The 22,288-nt window shown below is 62.4% G+C and carries 20 protein-coding genes; 12 read left to right on the forward strand and 8 right to left on the reverse strand.

The genetic code is table 11. The features are described 5' to 3' along the window. Positions 1-52 precede the first annotated feature (52 nt). The 3 genes from VPH40_RS03440 to VPH40_RS03450 all read left to right on the forward strand — a co-directional run bounded on the left by VPH40_RS03440 (position 53) and on the right by VPH40_RS03450 (position 3,741). Positions 53-988, forward strand: a complete 936-nt coding sequence (locus VPH40_RS03440; RefSeq protein ID WP_077404737.1) for an ABC transporter substrate-binding protein — start codon at positions 53-55, stop codon at positions 986-988. An 82-nt stretch (positions 989-1,070) separates the two neighbouring features. Then, positions 1,071-2,570 carry a sugar ABC transporter ATP-binding protein gene (locus VPH40_RS03445; RefSeq protein WP_289904894.1) on the forward strand — a complete coding sequence of 500 codons (1,500 nt, stop codon included), beginning with the start codon at positions 1,071-1,073 and terminating at the stop codon, positions 2,568-2,570. Between the two features lie 160 nt (positions 2,571-2,730). Further along, positions 2,731-3,741, forward strand: coding sequence for an ABC transporter permease subunit (locus VPH40_RS03450; RefSeq protein WP_328573332.1), 1,011 nt, complete (start codon positions 2,731-2,733; stop codon positions 3,739-3,741). 59 nt (positions 3,742-3,800) lie between these two features. Here the strand turns inward: VPH40_RS03450 and VPH40_RS03455 are convergent, their stop codons facing one another. The 4 genes from VPH40_RS03455 to VPH40_RS03470 all read right to left on the reverse strand — a co-directional run bounded on the left by VPH40_RS03455 (position 3,801) and on the right by VPH40_RS03470 (position 6,962). Then, positions 3,801-4,229, reverse strand: a complete 429-nt coding sequence (locus tag VPH40_RS03455) for a GNAT family N-acetyltransferase (protein WP_099667893.1) — start codon at positions 4,227-4,229, stop codon at positions 3,801-3,803. Positions 4,230-4,289: 60 nt separating this feature from the next. Further along, the gene (locus tag VPH40_RS03460; protein ID WP_442906591.1) at positions 4,290-5,291 is read right to left on the reverse strand and encodes an NADP-dependent oxidoreductase; all 1,002 of its coding nucleotides are present in this window, start codon (positions 5,289-5,291) and stop codon (positions 4,290-4,292) included. 64 nt (positions 5,292-5,355) lie between these two features. Beyond that, positions 5,356-5,658, reverse strand: a complete 303-nt coding sequence (locus VPH40_RS03465) for a Dabb family protein (RefSeq protein WP_289897829.1) — start codon at positions 5,656-5,658, stop codon at positions 5,356-5,358. A 125-nt stretch (positions 5,659-5,783) separates the two neighbouring features. Beyond that, positions 5,784-6,962 (reverse strand): acetyl-CoA C-acyltransferase, encoded by a 1,179-nt coding sequence (locus VPH40_RS03470; protein ID WP_289904892.1) that lies wholly within the window; start codon positions 6,960-6,962, stop codon positions 5,784-5,786. A gap of 233 nt (positions 6,963-7,195) precedes the next feature. Here VPH40_RS03470 and VPH40_RS03475 point away from each other — a divergent pair, with 233 nt between their 5' ends. Then, a complete protein-coding gene (locus VPH40_RS03475) occupies positions 7,196-8,896 on the forward strand; it encodes an MFS transporter (protein ID WP_099667890.1) in 1,701 nt (566 codons plus the stop codon). A gap of 97 nt (positions 8,897-8,993) precedes the next feature. Here VPH40_RS03475 and VPH40_RS03480 read toward each other — a convergent pair whose 3' ends face one another. Beyond that, positions 8,994-9,194: a hypothetical protein gene (locus VPH40_RS03480; protein ID WP_077404762.1), complete on the reverse strand. Its 201-nt coding sequence runs from the start codon at positions 9,192-9,194 to the stop codon at positions 8,994-8,996. Between the two features lie 193 nt (positions 9,195-9,387). Between VPH40_RS03480 and VPH40_RS03485 the strand changes: the two genes are divergently transcribed. Then, positions 9,388-10,137, forward strand: a complete 750-nt coding sequence (locus VPH40_RS03485; RefSeq protein ID WP_328572668.1) for a nucleotidyltransferase domain-containing protein — start codon at positions 9,388-9,390, stop codon at positions 10,135-10,137. On the opposite strand, the gene VPH40_RS03490 is transcribed toward VPH40_RS03485, so the two are convergent. Beyond that, entirely contained in the window at positions 10,134-11,039 is a 906-nt protein-coding gene (locus VPH40_RS03490) for a LysR family transcriptional regulator (protein ID WP_328572669.1), read from the reverse strand. The two genes, VPH40_RS03485 and VPH40_RS03490, sit on opposite strands and share 4 nt — an antisense overlap. A gap of 96 nt (positions 11,040-11,135) precedes the next feature. Here VPH40_RS03490 and VPH40_RS03495 point away from each other — a divergent pair, with 96 nt between their 5' ends. From VPH40_RS03495 to VPH40_RS03505, 3 genes are all read left to right on the forward strand, one after another. Continuing rightward, positions 11,136-11,429 (forward strand): DUF2798 domain-containing protein, encoded by a 294-nt coding sequence (locus tag VPH40_RS03495; protein ID WP_328572670.1) that lies wholly within the window; start codon positions 11,136-11,138, stop codon positions 11,427-11,429. Positions 11,430-11,530: 101 nt separating this feature from the next. After that, positions 11,531-11,929, forward strand: coding sequence for a VOC family protein (locus tag VPH40_RS03500; RefSeq protein WP_099667886.1), 399 nt, complete (start codon positions 11,531-11,533; stop codon positions 11,927-11,929). Positions 11,930-12,036: 107 nt separating this feature from the next. Continuing rightward, positions 12,037-12,885, forward strand: coding sequence for an alpha/beta fold hydrolase (locus VPH40_RS03505; RefSeq protein WP_328572671.1), 849 nt, complete (start codon positions 12,037-12,039; stop codon positions 12,883-12,885). A 45-nt stretch (positions 12,886-12,930) separates the two neighbouring features. On the opposite strand, the gene VPH40_RS03510 is transcribed toward VPH40_RS03505, so the two are convergent. Further along, the gene (locus VPH40_RS03510; RefSeq protein ID WP_328572672.1) at positions 12,931-15,018 is read right to left on the reverse strand and encodes a 3-hydroxyacyl-CoA dehydrogenase NAD-binding domain-containing protein; all 2,088 of its coding nucleotides are present in this window, start codon (positions 15,016-15,018) and stop codon (positions 12,931-12,933) included. Positions 15,019-15,582: 564 nt separating this feature from the next. Here VPH40_RS03510 and VPH40_RS03515 point away from each other — a divergent pair. From VPH40_RS03515 to VPH40_RS03530, 4 genes are read left to right on the forward strand one after another with little or no spacing between them, the layout of a single operon-like run. Beyond that, the gene (locus VPH40_RS03515; protein ID WP_442906594.1) at positions 15,583-17,646 is read left to right on the forward strand and encodes a methyl-accepting chemotaxis protein; all 2,064 of its coding nucleotides are present in this window, start codon (positions 15,583-15,585) and stop codon (positions 17,644-17,646) included. Between the two features lie 3 nt (positions 17,647-17,649). Further along, the gene (locus VPH40_RS03520) at positions 17,650-18,474 is read left to right on the forward strand and encodes a CheR family methyltransferase (protein WP_099667882.1); all 825 of its coding nucleotides are present in this window, start codon (positions 17,650-17,652) and stop codon (positions 18,472-18,474) included. Next, positions 18,471-19,004, forward strand: coding sequence for a chemotaxis protein CheD (locus tag VPH40_RS03525; RefSeq protein ID WP_328572674.1), 534 nt, complete (start codon positions 18,471-18,473; stop codon positions 19,002-19,004). Before VPH40_RS03520 ends, VPH40_RS03525 begins: the two co-directional genes overlap by 4 nt. Then, positions 18,991-20,517 carry a chemotaxis protein CheW gene (locus VPH40_RS03530; protein WP_328572675.1) on the forward strand — a complete coding sequence of 509 codons (1,527 nt, stop codon included), beginning with the start codon at positions 18,991-18,993 and terminating at the stop codon, positions 20,515-20,517. Before VPH40_RS03525 ends, VPH40_RS03530 begins: the two co-directional genes overlap by 14 nt. 6 nt (positions 20,518-20,523) lie before the next feature. Here VPH40_RS03530 and VPH40_RS03535 read toward each other — a convergent pair whose 3' ends face one another. Continuing rightward, complete coding sequence (locus tag VPH40_RS03535; RefSeq protein ID WP_328572676.1) at positions 20,524-22,176, reverse strand: 3-(methylthio)propionyl-CoA ligase; 1,653 nt, start codon at positions 22,174-22,176, stop codon at positions 20,524-20,526. Positions 22,177-22,288 lie beyond the last annotated feature (112 nt).

Raw genomic sequence — 22,288 nt, forward strand, 5'->3', positions numbered from 1 at the left:
TTTTTACCGTAGCACCGTTTGTTTTTTACAATAAAAACCCTTGGAGATCCTCATGAAAAAAGTCATTACCGCCTCCCTGCTGCTGTCCGCCGCCTGCGGCGCCTTCGCCGCCGACAAACCGCTGAAATCCATCGGCGTGAGCGTGGGCGACCTGGCCAACCCGTTTTTTGTCGCCATCGGCCGCGGCGCGGAAGAAAGCGCGAAAAAACTGGGCGGCCCTGGCGTGAAAGTCACGACTGTTTCCAGCAAGTATGACCTGAACACCCAGGTGGACCAGATCGAGAACTTCATTGCCAACAAGACCGACATCATCATCCTGAACGCCGTCGATTCCAAGGGCATCGCGCCAGCCATCAAGAAAGCGCGCAATGCGGGCGTGGTCGTGATCGCCGTCGACGTGGGCGCCGTGGGCGCTTCGGCCACCGTGATGTCCGACAACACCATGGCGGGCGACGTGTCATGCGCCTACCTGGCCAAGCAGATCGGCGGCAAGGGCAATGTGGTGATCCTGAACGGTCCGCCGGTGACGTCCGTGATCGACCGCGTGAATGGCTGCAAGAAAACCCTGGCCGCGTTCAAGGATATCAAGATCCTGTCCGACAACCAGAATGCGGGAGGCAGCCGCGACGGCGGCATGACCGTGATGTCGAACCTGCTGACGGCCCATCCGAAGATCGACGGCGTGTTCGCCATCAACGATCCGACGGGCATCGGCGCCGAACTGGCGATCAAGCAATCGAAGCGCACGGACGTGAAACTGATCACGGCCGTCGACGGTGCGCCCGATGGCCAGAACGCCCTGAAAAACAAGGCCGGCCTGTTTGCCGCCACTTCGGCGCAAAACCCGTACCGCATGGCCACGGACGCCGTGCAGATGGGCTACGACATCATGAACGGCCGCACGCCGAAACAGACCATGGTGCTGTTGCCGACCCCGGCCATCACCAAGGAAAACGTCGCCACCTACACGGGCTGGGTAAAGAACTGATCTGCCTGACCTGAACCACGTGTTGCCCGTCCCGGCCCCGGCCGGTGGCGGGCGACAGTTTCAAAAGCAAGGAAGGACAGTCATGAGCGACGATATTATTTTTGAAATGCGCGGCATCGAGAAGCGCTTTGGCGCCACGCGCGCGCTGCGCGGCGTGCACCTGACGGTGCGCAGCGGCGAAATCCATGCCGTGATGGGCGAAAACGGCGCCGGCAAGAGTACCCTGATGAAGATTCTGTCGGGCGTGTACACACCGGACGCGGGCGAAATCATCCTCGACGGCAAGCCGATCCGCATCCGCAACCCGGGCGAGGCGCGCGCGCTGGGCATCAACCTGATCTACCAGGAATTGAGTGTGGCCAAGAACATGACGGTGGCGCAGAACGTCTTCATGGGCAGCGAACCGCAAGGACCGTTCTGGACCGTCAAGGGCGGCGAAATGCGCGCGCGCACGAACGCCATCCTGGCCGACCTCGGTTCCCGCTTCGACGCCGACACCATGGTGTCCACCCTGTCGATCGCCGAGCAGCAGCAGGTGGAAATTGCCCGCGCCCTCGTGCACGAAAGCCGCATCCTGATCATGGACGAGCCCACTGCCGCCCTGTCCGACCGGGAAACAGAACAATTGTTCCGCATCATCGAAGAACAGCGCGACAAGGGCCTCGCCGTGCTGTACATCAGCCACCGCATGGCCGAGGTGGAGCGCCTGGCGCGCCGCATCACGGTACTGCGCGATGGCGCCTATGTGGGCGAGCTGGGCAAGGATGAGCTGGATCAAAAGAAAGTCGTGCAAATGATGGTGGGCCGCCCCGCCGACGACTTTTATTCGCACCAGCGGCGCACCACGCGGGGCGCCGAGCGCTTGCGCGTGGAAAACGTGGGCGGCGGCAAGGTCAAGCCCGCCTCGTTCTCCCTGCATGCGGGCGAAGTCACGGGCCTGGCCGGCCTCGTCGGCGCGGGCCGCACGGAATTGGCGCGCCTGATCTTTGGCGCGGACAAGAAACAAACGGGACAAGTGTGGCTCGATGGCCAGGAAGTGCACATCCAGCGCCCGTTGGCGGCCATCCGCCACGGCATCGGCTACCTGCCCGAGGACCGCAAGAGCCTGGGACTGTTCATGCAATTGTCGGCCATGGAAAACATGTCGATGAATATCCTGTCCAAGCATGCGACGGCGGGCGTGGTCAACCGTGGCGCCCTGACGCAGCTCACGCGCGAGGCGATCAGCAACCTGAACGTCAAGGTGTCGGGGCCGGACGGCATCGTCGGCGGATTGTCTGGCGGCAACCAGCAGAAAGTATTGCTGGCGCGCTGGTTGGCCATCGCGCCGAAAGTGCTGATCCTCGACGAACCGACGCGGGGCGTGGACGTGGGCGCGAAGAGCGAAATCTACAAGATCATCCACCAGCTGGCCGATGCGGGCACGGCCGTGCTGTGCATTTCCAGCGAACTGGCCGAGCTGGTCGGCATCTGCGACCGCGTGATGGTGATGTGCGAAGGACGCCTGACGGGCGAAGTGACGGGCGACGACATCACGCAGGAAAACATCCTCGCCTATGCCACCCAGCTGGAAGCGGCATAAAAACACCTGTCAAAACCTACTGCGCGTCGCGGGTTGCGGTTTCCGATGCTCACTGTGCATTCGCACAGTTCCGCGTCTCAACCACAACCCACATCCGCTCGCTACGGTTTTGTCAGGCGTTTTAAGAATACGTCTTAAATAATCATTCAGGAGACTCATGATGACAACTAGCACCACCCGCGGCGCCGCGCGCGCCGGCGAACCCTTCAATGCCTCGAACCTGATGCGCCGCCTGGGCATGCTGCCCGTGCTGGTGGTGCTCTACCTGGCCATGTATGGCTTGACCGTGTATTTCTCGGCCGACGGCACGTCCACGTTCATGACCAGCAACAACACCATGAACATCTTCCGCCAGGTGTCGATCAACATCGTGCTGGCGTCCGGCATGACTTTCGTCATTTTGACCAGCGGCATCGACCTGTCCGTCGGCTCCGTGCTGGCCGTCTCGGCCGTGGCAGGCATGCTGATGTCGCTGTCGGCCCAGTTCGCCGGCTTTTCGATTCCCGCCTTCCTCATCGTCGGCCTGCTGCTGGGCGCGCTGAACGGCGTGCTGGTCGCCCTCGTCGGCCTGAACCCCTTCGTCGTGACCCTCGGCACCATGACGGCCCTGCGCGGCGCCGCCTACCTGCTGGCGGACGGCACCAGCGTGCTGAACACGGAAATCCCCAGCTTCGAATGGATGGGCAACGGCAGCTTCCTGGCCGTGCCCTGGCTGATCTGGCTGGCGGCCGCCGTCGTCGTGCTGACGTGGTTCATCTTGCGCAAGACCACCCTGGGCCTGCATATCTACGCCGTCGGCGGCAATATCCAGGCGGCCCGTTTGACGGGGATCAAGGTCGGTCTCGTCTTGATGTTTGTCTACACGATCAGCGGCCTGTTCGCGGGCCTGGGCGGCGCCATGTCGGCCAGCCGCCTGTATGCGGCCAACGGCAACTGGGGTACCGGTTATGAGCTCGATGCGATTGCGGCCGTCGTGCTGGGCGGCACCAGCCTGATGGGCGGCGTGGGGTCCGTCTGGGGCACCGTCATCGGCGCGCTGATCATCGGCGTGATGAACAATGGCTTGACGATTTTGGGACTGTCGTCGTTCTGGCAGTATGTAGCCAAGGGCATCGTGATCGTGCTGGCCGTGATTCTGGACAAATGGCGCCAGAGCCACGCGCAAAATTAAGCGTAGCCGCGCGGCGTCCGTATTCTCGGACGCCGTGCGAACCACGCCTGCTTGATTAATCAGGCAAACTGCAGGCGCATTTCCACATGCGCAATCCCCGCCTCTTCAAATTGTTCCCCCTGCTGCACGAAACCGTGGCGCGCATAGAATGGCGCGGCCACGGTTTGCGCGTTCAGCACCACCGCCTTGTCGCCCCGTTCGCGGGCTTTGTCCATCAGCAAGGTCAAAATGGCGCCGCCCACGCCCGTGCCGCGGCCCGGCTGGCGCACGGCCATGCGGCCGATGTGGCCGTCAGGCAATAGCCGGCCCGTGCCGATGGCATTGCCGGCATCGTCGTAGGCCACGGCGTGCAGGCAGACGGCGTCCATGTCGTCGAGTTCGATCTCGGCCGGCACTTTTTGTTCATCGACGAAAACTTCAAAACGGATGGCGGTGGCGTCAGGGCCCAGGGTGGCCCAGTCGCCGAGGCGGATGGTGTGCTTGGTCATGGTGTAATGTAGAAAGAGACAGGCCGCAATTGTCGCACGACCTGCCTTTTCACAGAGAGATCAGCTGAGCTTGACCAACTGCTTGCCGAAATTGCGTCCTTTTAAGAGGCCAATAAACGCTTCCGGCGCGCTGGCCAGGCCGTTGGCCACGGATTCGCGGAATTTCAGCTTGCCCGTCGCCACCAGCGTGCCCAGTTCACTCAAGCCTTGCGGCCAGAATTCCGGCTGCTCGGAAACGATGAAGCCGCGCACGGTGAGGCGGTTGGTGAGGATCAGGCGCGCATTGTCGAGCGGCGTCGGTTCGCCATTGTAGCCGGCGATCCAGCCGCACACGGCGATCCGGCCAAACGCGTTGGTGCGCGCCAGGGCCGCATCGAAGATGGCGCCGCCCACGTTTTCAAAGATGGCGTCGATGCCGTCCGGCGTGGCCGCCGCCAGGTCGGACGCCAAGTTGCCCGCCTTGTAATCGACGCAGGCGTCGAAACCCAGCTCCTTGACCACATACGCGCACTTGTCCGCGCCGCCGGCAATGCCGACCACGCGGCAGCCTTTCAATTTCGCCAACTGCCCCACGACGCTGCCCACGGCGCCGCTGGCTGCCGACACGACCACCGTTTCACCCGCTTTCGGCGCCATGATCTGGTTCAAGCCATACCAGGCCGTCATGCCCGGCATGCCGACGGAACCCAGGTAGGCGGAGGCGGGAATGTGCGTCGTGTCGACCTTGCGCAGCATGGTGCCGTCCGATACGGCCACTTCCGTCCAGCCCAAAGTGCCCACGACGGTGTCGCCCACGGCAAACTTCGGATGCTTCGATTCCAGCACCATGCCCACCGTGCCGCCGATCATGGTTTCATCGAGCGCCTGCGGCGCCGCATAGCTTTTATTGGCGCTCATGCGTCCGCGCATATAAGGGTCGAGCGACAGGTACTGGTTGCGCACCAGCAATTCGCCATCCTGGATGGCGGGAATCTCTTTGGTTTCCAGGCGGAAATGTGCCGGCTGCACTTCCTCATTGGAGGCGGGGCGCGAGGCGAGGACGATGCGTTGGTAGGTGGTCATGATGCTCCTGTCAATAAAGTGAGAGAGTTACATGCTGATGAACAAGGTGTCTGCTGCGTAGCGACTAAATCTCATAATCCATACATTGGCGCGCTTCCCGCACGGCGCCAAAGAATGGCTTGATTTTCACGTGCTCGGGGTGGTTCTGGTAAGCGTCGAGCGCCTCGCGGCTGGCGAACTCGCTGTACAGCACGATGTCGTAGGTCGCTTCCAGGCCAGGCTGGGCCACGGCCGCCTCGAATTTCAAGATGCCCGGCACCAAGTCCGAGCAGGAATCGAGCAGGGCTTTCAGTTTCAATGCATTGGTGGCGCGGTCGGCGCCTTCGGCGTGGTCTTTGAGTTTCCAGAAAACGATGTGCTTGATCATGGCGGCAGGCTGCTTGTTTATTAATGAAGCATTACTGTAACCGCTATCGGCGCGTCTTGCAGGAACAGGGCGCGGAATGCAAACGGGCGGCCCTGGAAGCCGCCCGCAGACCAGGTTTACCTATATCACAGCACTTCGAACAGCCCGGCCGCGCCCTGCCCGCCGCCGATGCACATGGTCACCACCACGTATTTGACGCCACGGCGCTTGCCTTCGATCAAGGCGTGGCCCGTCAGGCGGGCGCCGGACACGCCGTACGGGTGGCCGACGGCGATCGCGCCGCCGTTCACGTTCAGGCGGTCCATGGGGATGCCCAGGGTGTCGGCGCAGTACAGCACTTGCACGGCGAACGCTTCATTGAGTTCCCACAAGCCGATGTCGGCTACAGTCAAGCCCGCCTTTTTCAGCAGTTTCGGGATGGCAAACACGGGGCCGATGCCCATTTCATCGGGTTCGCAGCCGGCCACGGCGAAGCCGCGGAAGATGCCCAGCGGCTGCAAGCCTTTCGCTTCGGCCACTTTCGCATTCATGACGATGGCCATCGAAGCGCCATCGGAAAACTGGCTGGCATTGCCGGCACTGATGACGCCGCCCGGAATGGCCGGGCGGATCTTCGCCACGCCGTCATACGTCGTGTCCGCGCGGATGCCTTCGTCTGCCGAGATCGTCACTTCGCGCGACACCAGCATGCCGCTGGACTTGTCGGCCACGCCCATGACGGTGGTCATCGGCACGATTTCCGCATCGAACAGGCCGGCAGCCAGGGCCGCGGCGGCGCGCTGCTGGCTTTGCGCGCCGTAGGCATCCTGGCGTTCGCGCGAAATCTGGTAGCGCTTGGCCACGGTCTCGGCCGTTTGCAGCATGGGCCAATACACTTCCGGCTTGTGCTGCTGCAGCCAGACGTCGCGGTACATATGCGTATTCATCTCGTTTTGCACACAGGAAATCGATTCCACGCCGCCCGCCGCATAGATATCGCCTTCGCCGGCGATGATGCGCTGCGCCGCCAGGGCGATGGCTTGCAAGCCCGATGAACAAAACCGGTTGACGGTCATGCCGGCCGTCGTGACGGGGCAGCCGCCGCGCAAGGCCACCTGGCGCGCGATGTTGCCGCCCGTGGCGCCTTCGGGAAAGGCGCAGCCGACCAGCACGTCTTCCACTTCCTCCGCCTCGATGCGCGCGCGCTCGACGGCGGCCGCCAGCACATGGCCGCCCAGGGTGGCGCCATGCGTCATGTTGAACGCGCCCTTCCAGGACTTGGCCAGGCCCGTGCGGGCGGTCGATACGATGACGGCTTCATTCATGCTGTGTCTCCTTGTGGGAATGTTATATGGTCGGATGATAGATCTGCGGAATCAGAATAGCACATTTAAGTACGGTCGTTCGCAAAGTTGAAAGGAATGGCAATTTGTAAGCTTGCTGTAAGTTTCAAGCAAGCATGACGTAAGGTTCGGAGAACACACTCGCCTCCAGCTGTTGCAAGAATGGTCAAAAAGACCGCGGCAATGGTTCACTATAAAACATAGGGAGACAAACCATGGCATCACCATCCGGCTCTGCCGACGTACGGAAAATTTCCACCAAAGGAACGCCGATTACGCCAGAGGAACGCAAGGTCATCTTTGCATCCTCCTTGGGCACCGTCTTTGAATGGTACGATTTTTACCTGTACGGTTCGCTGGCATCGATCATCGCCAAGCAATTCTTCATCGGCGACCCCACCACCACCTTCATCTTCGCGCTGCTGGCCTTTGCCGCCGGCTTCATCGTGCGTCCGTTCGGCGCGCTGGTCTTCGGCCGCCTGGGCGACATGATCGGCCGCAAGTACACTTTCCTGATCACCATTCTGATCATGGGCGGCTCCACCTTCATCGTCGGCTTGCTGCCGGGCCATGCGTCCATCGGCATCGCCGCACCGATCATCCTCGTCATCCTGCGCATCCTGCAAGGCCTGGCGCTGGGCGGCGAATACGGCGGCGCAGCCACCTACGTGGCCGAGCATGCGCCTGAAGGCAAGCGCGGCGCGTTCACGGCGTGGATACAGACGACGGCAACCCTGGGCTTCTTCCTGTCGCTGATGGTCATCCTGGGCACCCGCCTGGCGACCGGCGAGAAGGATTTCGAAGCGTGGGGCTGGCGCATTCCCTTCCTCGTCTCCGTCATCCTGCTGGGTATTTCCGTGTGGATCCGCCTGGCCATGAATGAATCGCCGGCGTTTGCCAAGATGAAGGCCGAGGGCAAGACCTCGAAAGCCCCGCTGACGGAAGCGTTCGGCAAGTGGAAAAACTTGAAGATCGTCATCCTGGCCCTGATCGGCCTGACCGCCGGCCAGGCAGTCGTGTGGTACACGGGCCAGTTCTACGCCCTGTTCTTCATGATCCAGACCCTGAAGGTGGACCTGGCAACGGCCAACGTGCTCGTCGCCGTCGCCCTGCTGCTGGCCACGCCGTTCTTCCTGTTCTTCGGCAGCCTGTCCGACCGCATCGGCCGCAAGTACATCATCCTCGGCGGCTGCCTGATCGCCGCGGCTACCTACTTCCCGATCTTCAACGGCCTGACCCACTTCGCCAACCCGCAGCTGGAAGCGGCACTGAAGAACTCGCCAGTGGTCGTCGTGGCCGATCCGGCTTCCTGCCACTTCCAGTTCAACATGACGGGTACCAAGAAGTTCCCCTCGTCGTGCGACATCGCCACGGGCTTCCTGTCGAACAGCTCGGTGAACTACACGAAGGAAGACGCGCCGGCCGGCTCAATCGCCAAGGTGCGCATCGGTACGAAGGAATTTAGCTCGTTCAACGCCGTCATGACGCCGGACGGCCTGAACTTCGATGCGGACAGCAAGGCCCACGAAGCGGCGCTGAAGAAAGAACTGGGCGCCGGCATCAAGGAAGCGGGCTACCCTGCGAAAGCCGATCCGGACCAGATCAACAAGCCGATGGTCGTCTTGCTGCTCTTCATCCTGGTGCTGTACGTGACCATGGTGTATGGCCCGATCGCCGCCATGCTGGTGGAAATGTTCCCGACGCGTATACGCTACACCTCGATGTCCCTGCCCTACCATATCGGTAACGGCTGGTTCGGCGGCTTGCTGCCGACCACGGCCTTCGCGCTGGTGGCCTTCAAGGGCGACATTTATTATGGCCTGTGGTATCCGATCGTCGTCGCCCTGGCGACTGTCGTGATCGGCACCCTGTTCGTCAAGGAAACCAAGGACAACAATATCTACGCCGACGATTAAATGGATGCCAGCCCCGGCCGCAAGACCGGGGTCCGCAAAGCAAAACGCCGCTGACTGGTCAGCGGCGTTTTTTTATGTGGCGTCTATGGCGGCAGGCTTACTTGTCGTTTTTCTTTTTCAGCTGGTCGCGCTGCTGCACGTATTCCTGGTAGCTGGTCTGGTTGCGCTTGCGGCAGGCGTTGCGGTCGTCAAAATTATTGAGGCTGTTGCAATACTCGCCGATCTTGTCCCGATTTGCGTCATACAGTACTTCACAGCCAGTAATGGCCAGCAAGAAGGGAATGATCAGATATTTCATTGCTACTCTCATGGATAGGGACGGGATTGCGCGAAAAACACCAGATTGCCCACTGGATAAGCGGGCAGCTTTATCTTAACGCGATCTTGACGAAAAGTACAAGCGCTCGGTATTACTTATTAGAAAGGATTACCTGCGCGCGCCCCACTGCATGCTATGGTGGAAGTTTCTCCCACCGGACACATCCCCAGGCATGCCGACCATCGCCCCCGCCCCCTGCGGCCCGCTGCAGCACCAATTCGACGCCTTGCTGCAAGATGTCTGCGCCAGCCTGGCTGCGCACGCCGGTCACTTGCTGGACGGCATCTACCTGTACGGCAGTATCGCCCGCGGCGATGCTACGCCGGGCGTGTCCGACCTCGACCTGACCCTGGTGCTGCGCCAGCCGCCCACGCCGCCGCAACTGGAAACGCTGGAAGCGCTGCGCCTGGCCCTGCAGGCACGCCACCGGGAAGTACTGAAAATCGATTTCGATATCGGCCACCGAGCCCAGGTGCTGGCGCCGGAGCACCTGTACAGCTGGGGCTACTGGCTCAAGCACCAGTGCCGCTGCCTGTGGGGCGAGGACCTGGCGCCGCACTTTGCGCCGTTCTCTCCCTCGCGCGCCATCGCCCTGGCCGTGAATGGCGACTTTGCCCGCGTGCTGGACGATTATGCGCTGCGCCTCGATGACGAGCGCGACCCTGCCGCCATCGCCCGCCTGCAGCGCGAAGCGTCGCGCAAGCTGATCCGTTCCTGCAACCTGCTGCGCCAGGATGGCGATCCCGGCTGGCCCGCCAGCCTGGACGAGCATGCCGCGCTGTTGCTGCGCCGCTATCCCGCCATGCAGGCGCAGGCAGCCTATTTTCTTGCCCAGGCCAGGCCCGGCGCCGCGCCGGCCGGCGGCTTTGCGCCGGCGCTGCGCCGATTCACGCAGTGGCTGGTGCAGCAACAGGCGGACTAGACGCCGGCCTCGTCGTTCAACAGCGGATTGCCGGCCGCAAACGCCGCCAGGTGTTCGAGCAGCACGCGCACGCGGGCCGGCAGGTAGCGCCGCTGCGTCCACACGGCGTACACGTGGCGCGGCTGCGGCATCCAGTCGGGCAGCACGCGCACCAGGCTGCCACTGGCCACTTCGTCACGGCATTGCAGAAGCGGACACAGCAGGATGCCGATGCCCGCGTCGGCCATCTCCACGGCCAGGCGCATCTCGTTCACGCGCAGGCGCGCCTGCGGTTCGATCACCATTTCGGCGCCGTCGCCGGGCCGCCGCAAGCGCCAGGTACGCAGCGGTTCGGCCACGATCAGCTCGTGCTTTTCCAGTTCCTGCAAATCGCGCGGCACGCCGGCGCGCGCCAGGTAGCCGGGCGCGGCCACCATCACCAGCGCGGCGCTGCCCAGGCGGCGCTGCATCAGCGAGGAATCGTCGAGCGCGCCCACGCGGATGGCCAGGTCGGCGCCGCTGCCCACCAGGTCTTGCAGCAGGTTCGACAGTTCCAGCTCCAGGCGGATGTCCGGATACTTTTGCATGAAGCTGACCCAGGCCGGCGTCAGCAAGCCGCTGGCGAAGTTGACGGGCGCCAGCACGCGGATGCTGCCCGAGACGGCCGACAGGCTGGCGTCGAGCTGCTGCGTCGCTTGCCGCAGGGCATGGACCAGGGGACGGCACTGCTCGTAGTATTGCCAGCCTTCCGCCGTCGGCTGCAAGCGGCGCGCACTGCGGTTGAGCAAGCGGTAACCGAGCTGGCTTTCCAGCTTTTGCAGCCGGCGCGTGACGGTCGCGGCGGGCAAGTCTTCCTTGACGGCCGCCGCATGCAGGCTGCCCGCCTCGACAATGGAAACAAACAGGGCTAAATCATCGAGCATGATTGCATTTTCGGAATTTGAAATTAAAAATATGGCTCTAGTATAGATTGCTGCAAGTTGTTACGCTGCCCTTTCCTTACCATTTGAAAGTGTCCCATGTCCGAAGCCCTGCGTTTGCGTTGCGTATTTGCCTTCCTGATGTCGCTGGTCATGACCCTGCTGATGAGCGCCTGGGTCACCTGGCTCAATATCGGCCTGCAGGCGGACTTCCTGCCCCGCTGGCGCCACGCGTTCTTTGCCGCCTGGCCCGTGGCCTTCTGCGCCGTGATGCTGTTCGCGCCCCGCGTGCAAGTCATCAGCCGCAATATCGTCACCCGGCTGGCGCGCCCGGCGCCACGCTGCCCCGCCTGCGCGGCCAATGCGCCATGCGCGTGCGCCCGCCGTCCTTAACCAGCAGTCGGCCACCGGCAGTATCACTCGGTCACTCCCGCCCACGGCCGCCCTGATCCGGGCTATGCTATGGCCGTCCTTGTTTTTACTGCGGAGTGACCATGCTCGACCACGTTTCCCTCACCGTCAGCGACCTGGAACGCGCCGAGCGCTTCTACGACGCCATCTTCGCCGCGCTCGGCGTGCCCAAGGTGGGCAGCGACCATGCCAATGCGTGGATAGGCTATGGCGAGCGCAGCGATGCCGAACACCCCGAACGCAGCTATTTTTCCGTGCGCCTGGGCCCCGCGCCCGGCGACGCGCCGCGCCGCCATTGCTGCTTCAAGGCCCCCTCGCGCGCGGCCGTGGAAGCGTTCTGGCACGCGGGACTGGCGCAGGGCGGCATCGACCTGGGCGCGCCCGGCTTGCGCCACTATCACGCCAGCTATTACGCGGCCTTTTTGTTCGATCCGGACGGCAACCGCATCGAAGCCGTCTGCCACCGCGCCGACGCCGGCTGACAGGACGGGAAATCCACCTCTGTTCGGCATTTCCACTTCGTGACGATTTGCCTATAATGGCTGGCACGCCATACCGGTCCCCGGTCCCTGCACCAAGAAGGAGATTCATGCATCATCTATTCGTCGGCCGCCCCGCGCGCACCATGCTCCTCTCCAGCGCCGGCTTGCTGCTGGCAGGCTGTTTTTCCGGCTGCTCCCTGTTGCCATCGACCCCGGTCATGCCCGGCGTGCCGGCTACCGCCGCCCTGCCCGACGCCAGCATCGCCTACACCGTGAGCGGCCAGGGCGGCGTGCCCGTGGTGTTCCAGTCTGGCATGGGCGACGGCAAGGATGTGTGGGCCAAGGTGGCGCCCGAAGTGGCCAAGCAGCACCGCGTGCTCGTGTATGACCGTCCCGGCTACGGCGACAGCAAGAAAACCACCACGCCGCGCGACCCGTGCACCATCGCCGCCCAGCAGCGCGCCCTGCTGGCGCAAGCGGGCCTGAAACCGCCGTATGTGCTGGTCGGCCATGGCTTGGGCGGGCTGTACCAGTATGTGTATGCGAGGCTGTACCCGCAGGACGTGGCCGGCCTGGTCTTGCTCGATCCCACGCACCCGCAGCAATGGAACCGCCTGCAGACGGACGCATCCACCTACGCCATGCTCGTCAAGACGCGGCGCAAGCTGATGTTCAACAGTACGGAATCGGCCGAATTTGATGCCCAGACGCAATGTCTGCAGCACGTCGACATGGGCAGCCCGCTGCGCGTGCCCGCCATGCTGCTGGTGCGCGACAAGTTCGGCATCGAGGAAATGGGCTCGTTTGAAAACGTGGTGCGGACCCAGGAAAAGGATTGGCAGCGCCTGTCCGGCGCGCCGGCCATCGAGCGCATCACGGGCGCCGGCTACTACATCCAGAAGGACAACCCCGTCATCGTCAACGAAGCGGTCAAGATGGTGGCGAAGAAGAAATAAAAAAAGGGCAGAGAAATCTGCCCTTTGTCATTCAACAGCCCAACATCAACTATTGAAACCCTTGCCTTCGCCCGCCAGCTTCACCAGCAGGGGCGCCGGCGTCCACGCTTCGCCATGGCGGCCTTTCGCGTAGCCGGCGATCGTATCGAGCACGTTCGGCAAGCCGACCGTGTCCGCGTAGAACATCGGGCCGCCGCGGAACAGCGGGAAGCCGTAGCCCGTCAGATACACCATGTCGATGTCCGAGGCGCGCAGGGCGATGCCCTCTTCCAGAATGCGCGCGCCTTCGTTGACGAGCGCATACACGAGCCGCTCGACGATTTCCTGGTCGCTGATCTTGCGCCGCGCCACGCCGATGTCGGCGGAGTGCTGGACTATCATGGCGTTGACCTGTTCCGACGCGTACGCCTTGCGGTCGCCCGGCTTGTAGTCGTACCAGCCGGCGCCCGTCTTCTGGCCATAGCGCCCCAGTTCGCACAGCAGGTCGGCCGTCTTCGAATACGTCACTTCCGGTTTTTCCACGTAGCGGCGCTTGCGGATGGCCCAGCCGATGTCGTTGCCGGCCAGGTCGCCCATGCGGAACGGGCCCATGGCAAAACCGAATTTCTCGACGGCTTTGTCGACCTGCTCGGGCAGGCAGCCTTCTTCCAGCAGGAAACCGGCTTGCCGGCTGTATTGCTCGATCATGCGGTTGCCGATGAAACCGTCGCACACGCCGGAAACGACGCCCGTTTTTTTCAGCTTTTTCGACAGCGCCAGCGCCGTGGCCAGCACATCCTTGCCCGTTTCCTTGCCGCGGACGATTTCCAGCAGCTTCATGACGTTCGCCGGGCTGAAGAAATGCGTGCCGATCACGTCTTGCGGGCGCTGGGTGAACGCGGCGATCTTGTCCAGGTCCAGGGTCGAGGTGTTCGAGGCGAGGATGGCGCCCGGCTTCATGACGGCGTCGAGCTGCCTGAACACGGTTTCCTTCACGCCCAGTTCTTCGAAGACGGCTTCGATGACGATGTCCGCCTGCGCGATATCGGCATACGCCAACGTGCCGGAAACGAGCGCGATGCGCTGCTCGGCCTTCTCCTGCGTCAATTTGCCCTTCTTGACCGTGTTTTCATAATTCTTGCGGATGGTGGCCAGGCCCTTGTCCAGCGCTTCCTGCTTCGTTTCCAGCAAGGTCACGGGGATGCCCGCGTTGGCGAAATTCATGGCGATGCCGCCGCCCATGGTGCCGGCGCCGACAATCGCCGCGCTGGCGATGGCGCGCACGGGCGTGTCGGTCGGCACGTCGGGCACCTTGCTGGCGATCCTCTCGGCAAAGAAGGCGTGGCGCAGGGCTTTCGATTCCGGCGACTGCACCAGCTGCATGAACAGTTCGCGCTCGTACTTCAAGCCCTCGTCGAATTTCATCGTCACGGCGGCCGCCACGGCATCGACGCATTTCAGCGGTGCGGGGAACGGGCCGGACATGGCTTTCACGGTATTGCGCGAAAATTGCAGGAACGCTTCGTGGTTCGGGTAGTCAACCTTGCGCTCGCGCACTTTCGGCAGCGGACGCACGTCGCCCACTTTCGTGGCGAAGGCCACGGCGGCGGCCAGCAAGTCCGCGCCGGGCGCGATGACTTCATCGAACAGGGCCGTGCCGGCCAGTTTTTCGGACGCCACGGGCGTGCCCGAGACGATCATGTTCAAGGCCATTTCCAGGCCCAGCACGCGCGGCAGGCGCTGCGTGCCGCCCGCGCCCGGCAAGATGCCGAGTTTGACTTCCGGCAAGGCCATCTGCGCGCCAGGCGCGGCCACGCGGTAGTTGCAGCCCAGCGCCAGCTCCAGGCCGCCACCCATGCAGACGCTGTGGATGGCTGCCACCACGGGCTTGGTCGATTGCTCGACGACATTGATCAAGGTGTGCAGCGTTGGTTCCGTGAGCGCCTTGGGCGAATTGAATTCCTTGATATCGGCGCCGCCCGAAAAGGCCTTGCCGGCGCCCGTGATGACGATGGCTTTGACGGTGTCGTCCGCCAGCGCCTGGCGGATGCCGGCCACGGCGGCCGTGCGCGTCGCCAGGCCCAGGCCGTTGACGGGCGGGTTGGCCAGGGTAATGACGGCAACGGCGCCGTTCACTTGATATTCAGCACTCATGTCTCTTCCTTGTTGGTCTATAGGTTTTTGCTTGGCGATGAGGTGGTTGCAAGGGATGAAGCTGCACTATACCGCATAAAAGAACGCTCGTATTATTTTTGTCGTGCGCGCGCCGGCGCCAGCATGGTACGCCATGGTACAACATCATTTGCGGAAAGATTCTGCTGCATGCAGCAAGGTCCAGTAGAAGCTATCACTTGAATATTCATTTAAATAATAAAAGCACAATAATAATAACGCCGTTTTATTATGTAAGAAAATGCGTTTGTTATATGCCGGCATGGGCCAATTACGACAGTTTTTACATTATTTATTCCCGCCCCTTGTTTTTCGCCAGATGCTGGGGAATAATAAAATTGTTGATACAAATCAATACTCTACAATTTATCTACAATAAGGCATACCGCAGGAAAAACACTGGCGGCCGTTCTGCGCGCACATTCTCACCGATTATCACCAGATGTCGACCGCGGCAATAACATTGCTGCCTTTTATGGATAGCAGTAAAAGTAATAGCCGCGGCATTATCGTTCCCATTCCTCTTCTCACCCCGAAGGAAATACTATGGACGCAGCCAGCCATGTCAGCCACTCCCAGGATCTGGACTTACAAGCGATAAATACTGCATTGAACCGTGTCCAGGCCGTGATCGAATTCGAACTCGACGGCACCATCCTGCATGCGAACGACAATTTCCTGCGCGTCGTCGGCTATACCCTTGCGGAAGTGCAAGGCAAGCACCATGCCATCTTCTGCGACCCCGAGTATGTCAAGACGGATGAATACAGCAACTTCTGGGCCAAACTGGGACGCGGCGAGTTCGACCATGGCGAATACAAGCGCCGCGCCAAGGATGGGCGCGAAGTGTGGATCAACGCATCCTACAACCCCATCCTCGACGCGGACGGCAAACCGTATAAAGTCATCAAGTTTGCCACCGACATCACGGCCACCAAGCGCCGCAACGCCGATTACGAAGGCAAGATCGACGCCATCAGCAAGGCCCAGGCCGTGATCGAATTCCGGCTCGACGGCACCGTCCTCGACGCCAACGACAATTTCCTCAAGTCCGTCGGCTACACGCTCGACGAGATCAAGGGCAAGCATCACCGCATGTTTTGCCTGCCCGACTACGCCAACAGCGACGACTATGCGCAGTTCTGGCACAAGCTGGGGCAAGGCCAGTTCGACGCGGGCGAATACAAGCGCCTCACCAAGGACGGCCGCGAAATCTGGCTCAATGCCTCGTACAACCCCATTTTCGATACGGAAGGCCGGCCCTTCAAGGTGGTCAAGTTCGCCAGCGACGTCACGGCCCTGAAAAAGCGCAACGCCGAATACGAAGGCAAGGTCAGCGCCATCGGCAAGGCGCAGGCCGTGATCGAATTCGACATGCAGGGCAATGTGCTGGACGCCAACGACAATTTCCTCGCCGTCATGGACTATGACTTGAGCGATATCAAGGGCGAGCACCACCGCATGTTCTGCGAACCCGAGTATGCCAGCAGCGCCGAGTACAAGAAATTCTGGCAAAAGCTCAACCGCGGCGAATTCGACGCGGGCCGCTACAAACGCCTGGGCAACCATGGCAAGGTGGTGTGGATACAGGCCACCTACAACCCCATCCTGGACCTGAACGGCAAGCCGTATAAAGTGGTCAAGTTCGCCATCGACATCAGCGAACAGGTGAACCTGGAAAACAGCATCCAGTCCAAGGCCGCCAACGACAGCCGCAAGGTCAATGCCTTGCTCGAGTCGGTGGCGCGCGCGGCGCAAGGCGACCTGACCTGCAATATCGTGCCCGAGGGCGACGAGCCCATCGACCTGCTGGCCGGCGGCATCAGCAAGATGATCGTCGACTTGCGCGGCGTGATCGGCAACGTGGTGTCGGCGGCGAACGGCTTTGCCGACGCCTCGCACGCGATCGCCGAACGGGCCACGGGCGTGGCCGTGGGCACGCAGGCGCTGGGCGCCACGGTGGAAGAAATGAACGCCTCCATCGACGGCCTGACCTTTTCCATCAATTCCATCGCGGAAAATACTTCGAACGCCGATTACCTGGCGAAAGCCACGCAGCAGGAAGCGGAAGCGGGCGCGCGCGCCGTCGCCAAGTCGATCGAGGCGATGGACTTGATCAACCGCTCGTCGGAAGACATCGGCGAAATCGTCAAGGTGATCAGCGAAATCGCCAACCAGACGAACATGCTGGCCTTCAACGCGGCCATCGAGGCGGCCCGCGCGGGCGAGCACGGGCTGGGCTTTTCCGTCGTCGCCGACGAGGTGCGCAAGCTGGCCGAGCGCTCTTCGCAGGCGACCAAGGAAATTTCCAAGCTGATCAACGAATCCGTCAAGCGCGTCTCGACGGGCAGCGAAATCTCCCGCCAGGCCAGCGACGCCTTCGACAAGATCGTCTCGGGCGTGGCGAAGACCACCCTGGCCATCTCGGACATCTCGAAGGCGGCCAACGAGCAGCTGCTGACGGCGCGCGAAGTGTCCACGGCGATCCAGTACATTGCCGAGGAAACGGAAAAGTCGGCCGCCAACTGCGACAGCATCGCCCGCTCGACGGATGGCTTGAACGAGCGCGCGGGCAGCCTGAACCAGACTGTCTCCGGCTTCGTGGTGTAGGCCATGAGCCACGCGGCCACCTTGACGCCCGAGGTGCTGACGACCCTGATCGCGCTGGTGCGCCAGCATACGGGCATCGCCATGACGGCGCGCAAGAGCGTCTTGCTGGAACGGCGCTTGCAGCCACGGCTGCAGGCGCTGTCCCTGCACAGCTACCAGGCTTACCTGGACCGCGTGGCCAGCGACCGCGACGAGGTGGCCCATTTCATCGACCTGGTGACCACCAACGACACCTTGTTCTTCCGCACGCCGTCCATCTGGGATTACTTCCGCGACCGCTACCTGCCCGCCTGGGCCCGCGCGCATCCGGGCGGCTGCCTCGCCATCTGGTCGGCGGCCGCCGCCAGCGGCGAGGAACTGTATTCGATCGCCATGCTGTGCGAGCAATTCAAGCTGCAGGCGCCGGCCTTCCGCTACCAGATCCTGGCCAGCGACATTTCGCAGCAGATCCTGGGCGCGGCGCGGGCCGGCCAGTACAGCGGCCGCTCCGTCGAGCGCATCCGCCTGTCGCATCCTGACTTGCTGCGCAAATATTTCACGCCCGCGCCGTACGGCGTCAAGGTCAACGAGGAATTGCGGCAGCACGTCAGCTTTGCCCAGCATAATCTGCTGGAAGCGCTGCGCCCGGCCCAGCGCTTCGACCTGGTCTTCCTGCGCAATGTGCTCATTTATTTCGACGCCGAGCACCAGGAGACCGTGCTGCGCCAGGCGCGCCTGAGCCTGAAGGACGAGGGCCGGCTGATCCTGGGCGAGTCGGAAACCATCGCCCGCCTCGGCACCGGCTATCAATTCGAGTTTCCCATGATTTATAAGGCGGGTACCGCATGAGCATCATCATCGAGCATAACTTGCCGCTGCAACATGTTGGCATGGGGCAACTCAGCGTGGGCACACAGGGCGAGCAGCTGCAAGCCTTGCTCGGTTCCTGCATCGGCATCGGCTTCATCTGGAAAAATGGCCCGTGCTGCGGCCTGGCCCACTGCCTGCTGCCGGAAGCGCCCGGTACCGGCGGCGCCCCTGGCGCCCAGAATGCACGCTATGTGAGCCAGGCCGTGCCCTCGCTGCTGCGCCTGATGGGCGTGCGCCAGGCCGATTACGCCGATATCGAAGTAGTGCTGGCGGGCGGCGCCAGCATGTTTGGCCCGCGCAACGGGCGCTTGCAAGTGGGCAGGCAAAACGCGGAAGCGGCGCAAAAATACCTGGACCAGTGCGGCTTGCACGTCAGTTTTTGCGCGCTGGGCGGCCGCCACGGGCGTCAGTTGCTGATCGATTGCGCCCGGCACAGCTATGCCGTCACCGATGTGGTGGCGCAACCCGAATTGATTCCACGCAAGGAAGGCGCATATGGATATGCATGAAGCAACGGGCTTGCAAGCGCAGGGGGCCAGCGACACGGCCACCGAACTGTTCGGTTCCTTCCACCTGGGCGACGATGAATTCGCCCTGCCTGCCAGCTGCATCCGCGAGGTCGTCAATTACCCCGCCAAAGTCACCGCCCTGCCCCTGTCGCCCGCCTACCTGGAAGGCATGTTCACCTTGCGCGGCAGCGTCATTCCGGTGGTCAACCTGGGCCGCTTGTTCCGCGCCGACGCGCCGCGCGCCGTGGCCACGGACAAGATCGCCATCCTCGACTTCCAGCAGGTGCTGATCGGCATCGTCTTCCAGGATACGGGCGAAATCCTGCGCGTGCCCGCCAGCGCCCGCAGCGCCCTGCACTATGCGGCCGGCGACAGCCACGCCGTCATCGCCGGCACGATCCTGCAGGACGGCGGCGCGCGCCTGCTGCAGGTACTCGACCCGCACTCCCTGCTGCGCATCGAAAACGTGCCCCATGTGCTGGCCCTGCAGGCGACGGGCGCCAGGCTCAGCACGTCCCGCTACCATGCGCAAAGCGAACGCCGGCAGTGCGTCAGCTTCCATGCGGCGGGCGCCACGTTTGCCTTCGAAATGCTGGCCATCCAGGAAATCATCCGGGTGCCGGAACTGCACAGTTCCCTGCTGAACAGCGAACTGTGCCTGGGACGCATGCATTTTCGCGGCAGCCAGGTGGCCGTCGTCGATTTCGGCGCCCTGTTGCAGGCGGGCGAGCCCGGCAAGGTAGCCACCGGCGACCAGCGCATCATCGTCGTGCGCCTGGAGGACACGACCGTGGGCTTCCTCGTCGACTCCGTCGACAGCATCGTGCATTTCTTTGGCGACGAAGTGCTGCCGATTCCCCTGCTGAGCAAGGCGCGCGCCGCCATGTTTGCCGGCTGCATCACGAAAGAAGGCCTGGGCGACATCATTTTCCTGGACCACAAGGAAATCCTGTCGCAGGCGGAGATCGTCGAAATGCGCGACGGCCACGCGCGCCTGTACCCCAGCGACCCGGAAACGGCCACCGCCGCCACGCGCAAGGCGCAACGCCGCGTCTACATCACGTTTACGGTGGAAACCCGCTTCGCCGTGGAAATCGGGCAAGTGCGCGAAATCATCGATTTCAGCGGCGCCATCACCACCCCGCCGGGCATGCCGGCCTGCATGCGCGGCATGCTGAATTTACGCCAGCAAATGATCAGCATCATCGACTTGCGCCAGCTGTACGCGATGCCGGCCTTGCCGGACGCCAGCGCGGGCAAGATCCTGATCGTGGAACGGGGTGACGAGCGCTACGGTTTTCTCGTCGACCATGTCGATAACATCATGACGATATCCGACAGCCAGCGCTTTGCGGCACCGCAAATCATCCGCACGGGAGAGCATGACGACTTGCGCAGCGAAATGGATGAAATGATCGATATCGGCACGGATGCGCAGCGCCAGACCCTGTCCGTCTTCCAGTGCGATCATTTGCTGGAAAAGCTGGGGTCGGCGCTGCCGCAGGCGGCCTAGGCTGCTTTACATGCCCGGCAACTTGTGCCCCTTGAACTGCTCGCGCAGCTTGTTTTTCTGGATCTTGCCCGTGGCGCCCATGGGCAAGGCGTCGATGAACAGCACGTCATCGGGCGTCCACCACTTGGCGATCTTGCCTTCGAAAAATTGCAGTAACGCATCGCGCGTGACCGTCATGCCGGGACGCAGCACCACCACGAGCACGGGCCGTTCATCCCATTTCGGGTGGAACACGCCGATGCAGGCCGCCTGCAGCACGGCCGGGTGCGCCATGGCCAGGTTTTCCAGGTCGATGGTGCCGATCCACTCGCCGCCCGACTTGATCACGTCCTTGCTGCGGTCCGTGATCTGCATGTAGCCGTCCCCGTCGATGGTGGCCACGTCGCCCGTGGGGAACCAGCCATCCTGCAGCACCTCGCCGCCCTCGTTCTTGTAGTACGAGGAAATGATCCACGGCCCTTTCACCAGCAAATGCCCGTAGGCCACGCCATCCCACGGCAATTCCTTGCCATCGTCGTCGACGATCTTCATGTCCACGCCATAAATCGCATGGCCCTGCTTTTGCAGGATCTTGCGCTGTTCCTCCTTCGGCAAGTCCATGTGCTTAGTCTGCAAGCCGCCGGCCGTGCCCAGCGGCGACATTTCCGTCATGCCCCAGGCGTGGATGACCTCGATGTCGAACTTGTCGATCAGGGTATCCATCATGGCGGGCGGGCACGCGGCGCCCCCGATCACCGTGCGGCGGAAGGTGGAAAACTGCAAGTTATTCTGCAAGGCGTGATTGAGCAAGCCCAGCCAGACGGTGGGCACGCCGGCCGAGAACGTCACCTTTTCCGCCTCGAACAGTTCATACAGCGACTTGCCATCGAGCGCCGCGCCGGGAAACACCATGCGCGCGCCGGACAGGGGCACGGAATACGGCAAGCCCCACGCATTCACATGGAACATGGGCACGACGGGCAGCACGGTGTCCGAGGCGCGCACATTCAGGGCGCTGGGCATGGCCGACGCGTACGCGTGCAGCACGGTCGAGCGGTGCGAATACAGGGCGCCCTTGGGGTTGCCCGTCGTGCCCGACGTGTAGCACAGGGTGGCCGCTGCATTTTCGTCGAACAGGGGCCAGGCGTAATCGTCGGAATGCGTGGCGATCAAATCTTCATAGCACAGCAGGTCGGGAATCGTGCTGCTGGCGGGCATGCGGTCGCGGTCGCACATCAGCACGAAGTGACGGACAAACGTGCAGTCGGCGGCGATTTTCTCCACCACGGGCAAGAAGGTCAAATCGAACAGCAAGACCTGGTCTTCGGCATGGTTCGAGATGTAGGCGATCTGGTCGGGGAACAGGCGCGGATTGATGGTGTGCAACACGGCGCCCGATCCCGACACGGCATAATAGGCTTCCAGGTGGCGGTAGCCATTCCAGGCCAGGGTGGCGACCCGGTCGCCCATGCCGACGCCGAGGCCATGCAAGGCGTTCGCCAGGCGGCGCGCGCGTTGGTGGCAATCGCGGTAGGTGTAGCGGTGCATATCGCCCTCCACCCGCCGCGAAATGATTTCGCTGCCTCCATAATGACGCGCTGCAAACTCGATAATGCTGGAAATCAGCAGGGGCTGATTCATCATCTGGCCCATCACTGGACTCAAGGGAAATGCCGACATCGTGTCTCCTGGGTTGGATACTCGGTTATTGTTGGAATTTAAAGATTTTCCTTAGTTTCGTACGGTCGTGCGGAAATCGTCAACGCATTTCGATATTGCATTGCAGCATGGA

This window comes from Janthinobacterium sp. P210005 (assembly GCF_036231865.1).
Taxonomy (GTDB): domain Bacteria; phylum Pseudomonadota; class Gammaproteobacteria; order Burkholderiales; family Burkholderiaceae_D; genus Janthinobacterium; species Janthinobacterium kumbetense.